Raw genomic sequence first — 4,908 nt, 5'->3', positions numbered from 1 at the left:
TCTGGCCGCTTGCCGCCTTCCCCCATCACCGCCCATGCGCTGACGCTGTTCGCCGTGGCGACCGATCCGGTGCATTGATACCCACACCATCACCACGCCGATCACGATGCACTCGTAAATGCGGCTGACGCTCAGCTCTGCAATTGTGCAACCAGGCTTTCTCCTGAATGGTCTTCGCCGCCCACCATCGGACCGATGATGTCCTTCTCGGTCGGATCCGCGATACCGGCGCGCGGGACATTGATGATGTCCGGCACGTCGTGCAGCGAGGCATTGGCAGAGGTGTCATCGGCGTGACCAGCAGCCGGGTGCACCACCAGGCCCGCAGGCTTGTTGATCGCCGGATGTCGTGCATCTTCATGGCGATCTTCGAGCTCGATGTCCTCGGCGATCCACTCGCCCTCGGCTTCCTGCTCGGCGGTCGGTTCAAGGATGGCACCGCCATGCACCATGTCGCGTGGCGGATAGACCACCCGTCCACAGTCAGGCGACCTTCTTGATCCAGGCGGAAGGCGCGAGCGTCAGTGCTCAGCGAAGAGTTCGGCAGCAACTGATCGAGGCGTTCGCCGCCCGGATTCGGACGCACCTCTGCGCGAAGTTCATTTTTGTGGGACGTACTTCGTCGGCGTCGGCCGACCTTGGTTTCGGCTCCGCGCTTGTGGTTTGATGCCGGCGTCTTTTCCAGGCTTGAACTGGGGCGTTCGTCGTGACTCCAGACAGCCCCGCCCAAGACAGCGGCCGTCGATAGGGACGCAAGCCGCCGTCCAGGTGGAACCTGCTGCTGCTGATCCCCATCCTCGCGTTCGCCGCTGCTTGCTCATCGGGAAGAGAAGTCGTGACGGAGACCTAAGCGAAGCCGAGCTGTATCGGCTGGGAGACTTCGACCTGGACAATAATAGCTGCACCAGCGCCACAGCCAGAGCTGAAGGCTCTGGATCGCGCTATGCCGTTCGTCGCTGCGCGAACAGGCGCAGCTGAAGCTGATCTATGCCAACTATGAAGAGCTTCAAGCAGAAGCTGCCAAGTCCGCCCGCCGAGCGTTCATTCTACACCCAGCACCCCGAACATGGACTACGCCTGCTGTTCTACCTCGGCCTGACCTCGTTCGACCAGGTCATGCGCCTGCTGGCGCGCTTCCTGCCGCTGGACATGACCAGCGTGACCCGGCGCCGCTCGCGACTCGTACAACGAGTTCGCCCAGTTGACCACCGCTACCGGACGGCTCGCTGCACGCCAGACGCCAGCGGCGCATGAATCTGCTGCGCAACCTGCTGGCTGCCTACGAAGTGCCACGTGGCTCGCTCTACCTGACTCATCAGGCTTATGCTCACCGGCTGCCGATCATCGACCATTACGTGGTGGAAGACTTCCAGGAAGCCCCATCGGTCGGCGACGGCCTGGCAGTGATCGTCGAGCTATAGACGTGCACCTGGACGACCTCAGCCGCTGGCGGCCTGGAAACCCTGAAGCTCAACTTCCCGAACCCACCCGACCTACAGGATCGTAGATTGCGTCCATCAGGTGGCCAACCAAGACATTCGTCGACCCTGAGCAAGGCATTCTCGATCTGATGGAGTCGCGTCCACCGCTGCCGCCGGGCGAACACCGCGCCAACCAGGACGTCCAGAAGCAGTTCCAGGACACGAAGCCGATCCCGAACGAGCTCGGCGAAGACGAAAACAGCGACGTGATCGAAGAGCCACGCGAAGTGCAGGACAGTTCCGACCGTTCGTCGTTCAGCTACATGACGTTCGGCCTGTTGGACTGAATGCAGGCGATCAGCGGAGAGGAGAATCTTCAGATGTTTTCCCTTTTCCATGGCCGCACTTCGATGAGTTGTGGCATACTCAGTCCCTTGGCTGGACTGCCGGATCGTCGGTGGAAAAGTTCGCTCATCATGCTTGGTTTATTGTCTCGATTGCCGTAAATTGTCGCCTCGTTGCTGTTGGTTGTCACGTAGCGAGGCGCGCCGCCGCGTCCGATCCGTCCGTCCGCGATCCTTCGCGACGGTAACACCGCACGCCGATGGTGCGCTGCGCCATTGCGGCGTTCACCTGCACGCATAGTCGCTGACCTTCGACGACAGTGGTCCTTGCGGCCGGCTCACCTCGAGCGAGGCCCAGGCTCCCGGTGTCGTCGCTTTCCAGCCGCCGGTTCCGCCACGCGGGAGCAGGGCGAGCGCCTCGCCTCTGCCGTCTTCTTTGGTTGACGTCGGCGTCACCCTGGTGCTGTTGATCTTCCACGACATGGACAACCGCCTGCTGACCTCGGCCAACAACGATCTACTGTTCAGCGGCTTTCGCTGTCTGGTGCTCAACATTCTGTTGGTCGTGTTCTTGAAGACGCCGCACCCCGACTCAGCTGTTCACGCTCGCGCTGGTCGACATGCTGTTGTTCTGCGCTTTCTACGCGGCCAGCGGCATCGTCGTGCCCTCGGCGATCTTGTGATCGTTTCGATCACGATCGTAATACCTTGTCAGCGTATCGCCTGCTGATCGCCGCCGTTCGGCTCGCATTCTCGGCCTCGAGCCCTTCTCGGCGCAGGCCATCCCTGGCGCCATCGATCCTGCAGCAGCACCCTCGTCGCTGTCTTCGCCTCGCTGCTGGTGCGAGATTGATGACGTTGACCATCATGAAGACCCTGGCGAACGCCGCGCCAGCGAAGTGATCGTCTCGAAGCGCTACGATGCGCTGATCCTCGACGCATGCGCGCCCAGCGTTCTTCATCTCGACGGAGCGCGCCGGTCCGTTCGCCAACCACAGCAGCCACAGATCCTGCTCGCGCGATCCCATCTTCAAGGGCATCTGATCAACGACTATTCGCGGCACTGGTCGATCGCCTGCAATTGTGATGAACTCGACCCGACCCTCGCCGCAGAACCTGAAGTCCCGGCAACGGCCTCGAACTCCAGCCACTTCGTCGCCTGGACCAGGGCCCGAACTTCCACGGAGCCCTACATCTTCTCGAAGACCTCGCGCAAATCGCCGGCGGCCAGACCGGTCGAACTGGCCCAGCCCCTCGGCCGCCTGACCCGCGGCATCTTCCACGAATCCGCGATCCGCTCGGCACCATCAGTCATCCCGCGCCGCTCTCGGCAATTCCAGAGCTCGATGGTGCAGATCGCCGTCTGACGCAGTTCTTCAACCACTTCCAGCGCGCTGAACCGGTCACTCGAAACCCTGATCTCCCGCTCGCAGCAGTTGGCCCGCAACGCCTTCGATTCTCGACCATCAGCTGGAAGACTCGTTGCCGGAAGGCCGCAGCAGCCAGCTGGTCGGTCCAGCAGTTCACTTGCGGATCGTTCGGAGACTTCCACCTGATCGGTTCCGAACCAGCTCAGCGCAAATTCTCGACGATCTTGCGCAACGGCTCGCGCCGCGGCGCCTGCTCGCCGGAACAGGTCAAGGTCTCGCTGGCCTGTTCGTCGACCCCGACAGCCACTGGCGCTGCTCGAAGTTGGGACAACGGCCCCAGCATCACGCTCGATCAACAGCACGTATCGACATCTTCACCACCAGTCACCGGCGCCCAGCCTTCGACTTGCTGTCCGTGGCTCTGCGAAAGCGATCAAGCGCGCCTAGGTTTCCATCGCGCGCAGCGGCGGCTACTTCGTCGCCTTTCTCGTCGGACGGAACGAAGTTCGACGCGGCCACGGCAGAAGTCCTCATCGTCGACGACAGCCGGAGTATCGCCGACCTGGAAGTCGCCCTGGGACGGGGGTCGAACTCGACACCTTCGGCGCGTGAATCTCGGCGAAGCCCAGGCCCTGTAACGCAGCCCTTCGACCTGTGCCTGCGACATGCGCCTGCCGAATGGCGCGGCCTGATCTCGTACGACACGTTCAGCAACGTTATAGGCGGCGGTCGCAATGATCACGGCGTATCGGCAGCCTCGAAACCGCAATCGTCTCGCTGAAGGTTGAGCTTGACTTTCTGGTCAGAAGCGATCGAGACCTTCGCCGCCCTTGGTGAACTCGATCAGCGCCGCCTTGGCCGTGCGGTCGCCGTCGGCATCTGCACCTCGATTAAGCCGGCGCTTGCTCGGCGTTCGTCGCCCATGCGCGATCTTCGCCGAACGGATCGACGAACTCGCCCGCACGCCAGGCGCCAGTACATCAGCAGGCATTCCAGAGCAGCGGCAAGGAGGCTGATGGCGCGACTGATCGCGACAAGCCCCACGCAGCGACCCCTTCGTAGGACTGTTGAACTCCAGCCATTCCTCGAAACTGATGAAGTGTTGATCTTCGGTCGCCGCGAACAGTTCATGCGGTCGGACAGACCGAACTGCTCCAGGCGCTTCACAGCGGCGCATTGCTTCTCGATGAAGTCGACGAACCTGCCGCTGTCCATGCAGTGAAACTGCAGCGATTAGAGAAAGCCGTGCGCAGCGTGGTGCACCCATCCAGAACATCGTCGATGTCGTTGTTCTCGCCACCACAAGGATCTGGACGCCGAAAATCAGCTGCCGAACACTTTCGTTGCAGATACGGTCTAGGTCCACCAAATAACCTTCAATACGTCTTTGTTTTGTCGTCTACTCATACATACGTCTGCTCCGTTAAGATCCAAGACAGAATGCCTTCGTCAGCACCTTGATTTTGATTTTGATTTGAGATTTTTTAAATTGCCAATTTTTTTGATCATTCTCCGACAAAAAAGGAGCCTTGATCAAATTTTCACAGTAATTAAAGATCTTCTCGGATTAATGCCCATCAAATTTGATAGTTACGTACTTCAAGGTCGGAAAAGTCATTTTCTTCAAGGATTTCCAGACTCTGCCGTCCATTTCTTCCCATTTCTCACCGTTTTCTCGTGATTATTATTTAGAATTATGAGTCTCCATTATAGGTATTCAGAAATGTCAAAGTCCAGTTTACCGTTCGGCCTAGGCCAAGGGTACTTGGGTTC

At 59.9% G+C, this 4,908-nt stretch carries 4 protein-coding genes and 2 pseudogenes; 3 read left to right on the top strand and 3 right to left on the bottom strand.

Annotated features, from left to right (window positions below):
* A pseudogene (locus tag ACXX9E_RS29320) lies at positions 1-586 on the bottom strand (RluD family protein); the annotation flags it as partial.
* A gap of 189 nt (positions 587-775) precedes the next feature.
* Here ACXX9E_RS29320 and bamD point away from each other — a divergent pair.
* The 3 genes and pseudogenes from bamD to ACXX9E_RS29305 all read left to right on the top strand — a co-directional run bounded on the left by bamD (position 776) and on the right by ACXX9E_RS29305 (position 3,132).
* Positions 776-1,768 (top strand): annotated as a pseudogene (gene bamD / locus ACXX9E_RS29315) (outer membrane protein assembly factor BamD).
* A 433-nt stretch (positions 1,769-2,201) separates the two neighbouring features.
* Positions 2,202-2,495, top strand: a complete 294-nt coding sequence (locus tag ACXX9E_RS29310) for a hypothetical protein (protein WP_458556715.1) — start codon at positions 2,202-2,204, stop codon at positions 2,493-2,495.
* Between the two features lie 169 nt (positions 2,496-2,664).
* The gene (locus tag ACXX9E_RS29305) at positions 2,665-3,132 is read left to right on the top strand and encodes a hypothetical protein (RefSeq protein ID WP_458556714.1); all 468 of its coding nucleotides are present in this window, start codon (positions 2,665-2,667) and stop codon (positions 3,130-3,132) included.
* Between the two features lie 205 nt (positions 3,133-3,337).
* Here ACXX9E_RS29305 and ACXX9E_RS29300 read toward each other — a convergent pair whose 3' ends face one another.
* Complete coding sequence (locus ACXX9E_RS29300; protein WP_458556713.1) at positions 3,338-3,466, bottom strand: hypothetical protein; 129 nt, start codon at positions 3,464-3,466, stop codon at positions 3,338-3,340.
* Between the two features lie 471 nt (positions 3,467-3,937).
* Complete coding sequence (locus ACXX9E_RS29295) at positions 3,938-4,126, bottom strand: hypothetical protein (RefSeq protein ID WP_458556712.1); 189 nt, start codon at positions 4,124-4,126, stop codon at positions 3,938-3,940.
* Between the last annotated feature and the right edge of the window lie 782 nt (positions 4,127-4,908).

The sequence above is a fragment of the Pseudomonas sp. GNP014 genome, from assembly GCF_054344005.1.
Note: the sequence above shows the minus strand (reverse complement) of the source record. Positions and strands in the feature narration are given on the sequence as shown.

Coding starts and splice junctions, on each gene's coding strand:
- ACXX9E_RS29295 (WP_458556712.1), bottom strand. CDS start 4,126: ATGCCTGCTGATGTACTGGCGCCTGGCGTGCGGGCGAGTTCGTCGATC.